General features: G+C 44.2%; 3 protein-coding genes. All 3 read right to left on the bottom strand.

The window, feature by feature from the left end; all coding sequences use genetic code 11:
- On the bottom strand, positions 1-568 hold a 568-nt coding region (locus tag WCO51_10200), incomplete at its 3' end, for an Hsp70 family protein (protein ID MEI6513629.1).
- A 4-nt stretch (positions 569-572) separates the two neighbouring features.
- Positions 573-1,964, bottom strand: coding sequence for a hypothetical protein (locus WCO51_10195; protein ID MEI6513628.1), 1,392 nt, complete (start codon positions 1,962-1,964; stop codon positions 573-575).
- Between the two features lie 244 nt (positions 1,965-2,208).
- Positions 2,209-4,347, bottom strand: a 2,139-nt coding sequence (locus WCO51_10190) for a hypothetical protein (protein ID MEI6513627.1), incomplete at its 5' end; no start/stop codon positions are given.

Here is a 4,347-nt window from a genome sequence, read left to right as displayed (position 1 = left end):
CAAACAGGCCGGCACCGAGATCAAGAATTGAGACATCAAAAGTGCCACCGCCCAAATCGTAGACTAGAAATCGTCCAGTGATGTCGGGGTGTCGCTGGCTATATGCCACTGCAGCGGCAGTAGGCTCATTAATGGTTCGTATGATATTTAAGCCGGCAGCCTTCCCCGCTGCGATAGTAGCTTCACGTTGTGGATTATGGAAATAGGCGGGAACCGTGACGATCACTTCGCCAACTTCACCCAACTGCGCTACTGCGGCGTTCATTAGATATGCTAATACTTCTCTTGATAGTGAGGTTGCATCGTATAAACGCCCAAGATATTGCGGGGAAAATGATGTGCTTCCCATGTTGCGTTTGAAGAACATTGCCACACGATCAGGTTCAAACGCCAATGCTTCCTTAGCCTCTTGCCCAACAATAATATCGCCTTCACCTTTGAAATATACAGCTGAAGGCGTTGTCGGCTCGCCACAATCATTCTTGACCATCTGTGGCAAACCATGTTGGTCAATGTATGCAACTGCAGAGTTAGTAGTGCCTAAATCTATGCCAATACTGATCCCCATTCTCTTACTCCTTCCAGCCGATTCGGTGGCCTATGCTCCATATAACCGGATCAAGTACACGCCAACCAACAAAGGTACTGTGGTTATTCGGATCAGGTACTCGCCCCAACGCACTTACTGAGAAGAACCTGACAGACCGAAAATCTGTTTCGAGTAACCGGACAATATGGCCTTCATCGTATCTCAACAGCCATTCTCTCACCGCACGGTTACGCTTATTACTCTGCGACTCCCCTTTCTTCTCATCGGGCAAGGATGCCACGATCTCGTCAATTTCTTGTGCGATCCCGAATAAATCATCCTTAGCTAGGGTGACCGCAATGCGAGCATTCTTAAATCCAGAAGCTCCTTGAGAGCAGTAGCTGGAGAGTGACGCTAACATCCGAGGATACGCATCCTGTGGAGGAATATCACATGCATCCAGGTGTTGCTCTTGTACCTGATCATGATACTTATCAGAGAACATCTCTATCGACAAAGGATCAATTACAAATATTATAGCATCGATATGATCATAGAAAGCGTGCGATGAAGCATCTCTGTCTGTTCGAAACGCTTCACCAGCAACATCATAGAAATAAAGGCTTTGTGGAACTGGACGGAATTTCTTCTTTAGTTGGATATGCACTGCCTTCGGAGCAACCTCGGGGGTCTTTGGTACTGGTTGACCGTTCAATAGATTCGCAATTCGATTTTCAATGAAATTTTGTTGACTAGCGTCAGCGTAGACCATGTCGGAGAAGTTAGCCATCTGAAAATGATCAATCATCTCCTTCTGCGCCATAAAGAAGATGTTCGTTTTACCAGATGCTGGGCCACCAACGAAAGCAACATGGGCGGTAGATGTATGCAAGTTCACCAACGGCTGCCCACACTCCGAGCAAACGCACTCAAGTGCTTTCCTACCTAATGAATGTAGGGTTGGTAAACTAGCGCCACATTCACAGACACGACGGAATACGCCATATTCGCTAGGTCGTAAGTCCGAATGTTTTACTCCGCAGTTAGGACAAATATAATGGGGCTTACAATCTTGGCAGTAGTTAGTAGGGCAAGGGTGCTTAATCTTCCATGCGAACGACCACATACCGCCAACTAGGCGAAGTAAAATTATCATTAATGAGCAGGCAGCACGAACAGTAAAGACGATTGAGTTATGCAGCGCAATCATTACCGCCATCCAACAAGTCGTTGTTACGATAAAGGTAACACGCGCAGACCACCCCCAGAAACCGACTACAGCTTTCAGGAACTTGTTTTCACCCTTATACGCGAACTTACTGGTTAGAGATTCACCAAGATCAGATATATCTTTCCAGGAGTCAACGATTACTGCGCCACTATCTTTGTGGCATCCCTCAAAAAAGTATGATTTCAATGCTGGTTGCGGTACCATTCCTACCTCCTCACATGCTGCATACATTCATGGATTCATCACAATTGACTACTTGCACCTCTTGTAGAGATGAGAGAAGTAAATGAATGGTGTCTTTAACGCAATGAACCCACCTGATAACAATCCTATACAGGTGGCAACACCGATAACGCTAAGAAGAATCGCCGCAATTGCCATGACTACATAGACTATGATGACTATGAGTATTATGCCGCCTATAAGATAGCCTACTAGTTCTTCCATCTTAATCACCCCGAGAGAAAAGGTCTTTGAAGCGCTGTACAATTGACACTGTCGCTTCATAGTGGCATTCCGACCACCAGTTCAAAAACTGACCCGAACGATGTACTCGGCGTAATGATGCATCCACGGAGTCGATATCTCGCTTATCCAATATCTTCAGCACAATTGCAAATGACTTTACCTGGATTGCAGATAGTGCTGATGGACGTTGCTCGTACCATTTCAATACCGCTAGAAGATAGTCTTTACGTTCGCTTGATCGGCGCGCGACTTGTTTTACTTTCTCGGCAAACAGCTCACAAAGTTGCTTACTGAACTCATCCTTCATTGTCGTAACAAAAATATCAGCAAACTTCTCGCCAATGTCCATAAAGTGCTTATTGGCTACAGATTCATATGCAACCCCCACATACATTGCGTAGGTATTCACATTATCAACATACAGTGAGGGAATCTCCAGATATTCAGATACAATACTCTTCCATTCATAGTTTTGCATAACTTGATAATTGAGCAAGGAAGCACAGTAAGACAGATAGGCCCTCTTGATATCACGAGATGTGTTAGATGACATGGCATCAAAGTACTGCTTTGAAACAGCGCTCATTGCTCGTATTTCTTCTTCCGAAGAATATACTAATAATTCTGGGGTTAATCGAGCCTTAGTAATCAGTAAATAGCCATGTGCTTCAATATAATTTTTAGGGGATCGCATGGATCGAAGCAAGGCATCAATATCGTCAATACGTTGAATACCATTTACTACCCTTTGCGTAATAGTCGTAACTATTTGTACGACACGATCACTCGGCTGTGAGTCAATCATATTGATGATAGCTTTCAACAAAGCTAAGAGCTTTTGCGAATCCCCTATAGCATCAATTATTTTTATAGCCACAACAGATTCAGTATTGCTATTGGCGAAAGCGATTAATAGTGGCGGTAACAAGTCTTGCGTTGAAAGAGCGATAAGACCAATGCATTGATTTTCAATTTGTGGCGCTTTCCTTCTTATATTCGCAGTAACGTATACGATAGCCTCGGGTGAGAAGGTGAGGTTGTCGAGAATAATCTGAAAATATTGGCTGATGTCTCGTTTGCTATAAATATAGTCGACAAGTGTTATGATATCTTGAGAACATCCGCTATCTTGCGACTTGACCCCGTGCTTTATTAAGTCAACTCTCGCCCGAACATACCCGGTTGCTCCCTGATTGCCATTAATCTCTGGGGAAATCGAAATCAGCTCTCTTAAAAAAGCTAATGGTAGCTCCAGTCGCTCCGTGGCGATTAGAGGTGATATCATTTCAATGTAAACCATACTCTGGTGGCGTTCAGACCAGTTTGCCAAAGCCTTCCATAGAAGGTTCTGACCACGTCGTCCAGACTCAAAGGCTACATATCCAAGGAAACGCATCCACTTACGTAAGGTTGCCTCATCAGGATTTGAATTTTTCAGGAAACCAATCCAGTCGCTTGGTGTTGTGCTCTCTCGCACAATAAGTGTTAGAGCTTCAATTGATGCTAATTCAATGACATAGAGCTCACAAGTGTCAATGCCACTTGCAGTCTCCATCTGTAGTTGTAAGAACTTTACACATTCATTAACAAACACGTCCTCTGCATATCCTTGAGATAACTGATGGAAGGTTGGCAGAAGAATCTTGAGCTTGTTCAGGTTATTGCCAAGCATTGCGCTTTTTGTGTAGTTATGTATGGCTTCCAGGCGGATAGAGCGCGTGTTTTCATTTCCGGTGACAAGGAAGCTGCATACTCGTTGTACAACCTCATCTGTTAGTGTTTCTAGCGGTTGCGTATTCATGCGGTATATCAAGGCTAACACATCCATATCGGCCGGAGATGTGCAACCCAGTATCTCGAAGAGCTCGTTGTAATCCTGCAATATGTGCTGATCGCCCATCTTTATTGCATCTGCAAGCAATATAGCCGCATCTTGAGGTTCGATCCCTGGACTGATCTGTTTATCAATCTGATGAAATACGAAATAGTCAAATTGATATTGCGATGGCGTGAAGTGACTGCTGTGTTCAACACATGTTACCAAGTAGGTCCCGCCACTGACAAACTGTTGGTATTGTTGATAAGTAGTGAAGCTCATTGCCTTTCGCAGAGTTGTAGG

The organism is bacterium (assembly GCA_037131655.1).
GTDB lineage: Bacteria > Armatimonadota > Fimbriimonadia > Fimbriimonadales > JBAXQP01 > JBAXQP01.
The sequence above is the reverse complement of the archived record's forward strand: the minus strand, read 5'-3'. Positions and strand labels throughout refer to the sequence as shown.

Excerpts from the sequence above, each read along its gene's own strand:
- WCO51_10195 (MEI6513628.1), bottom strand. The coding sequence starts at position 1,964 with ATGGTACCGCAACCAGCATTGAAATCATACTTTTTTGAGGGATGCCAC.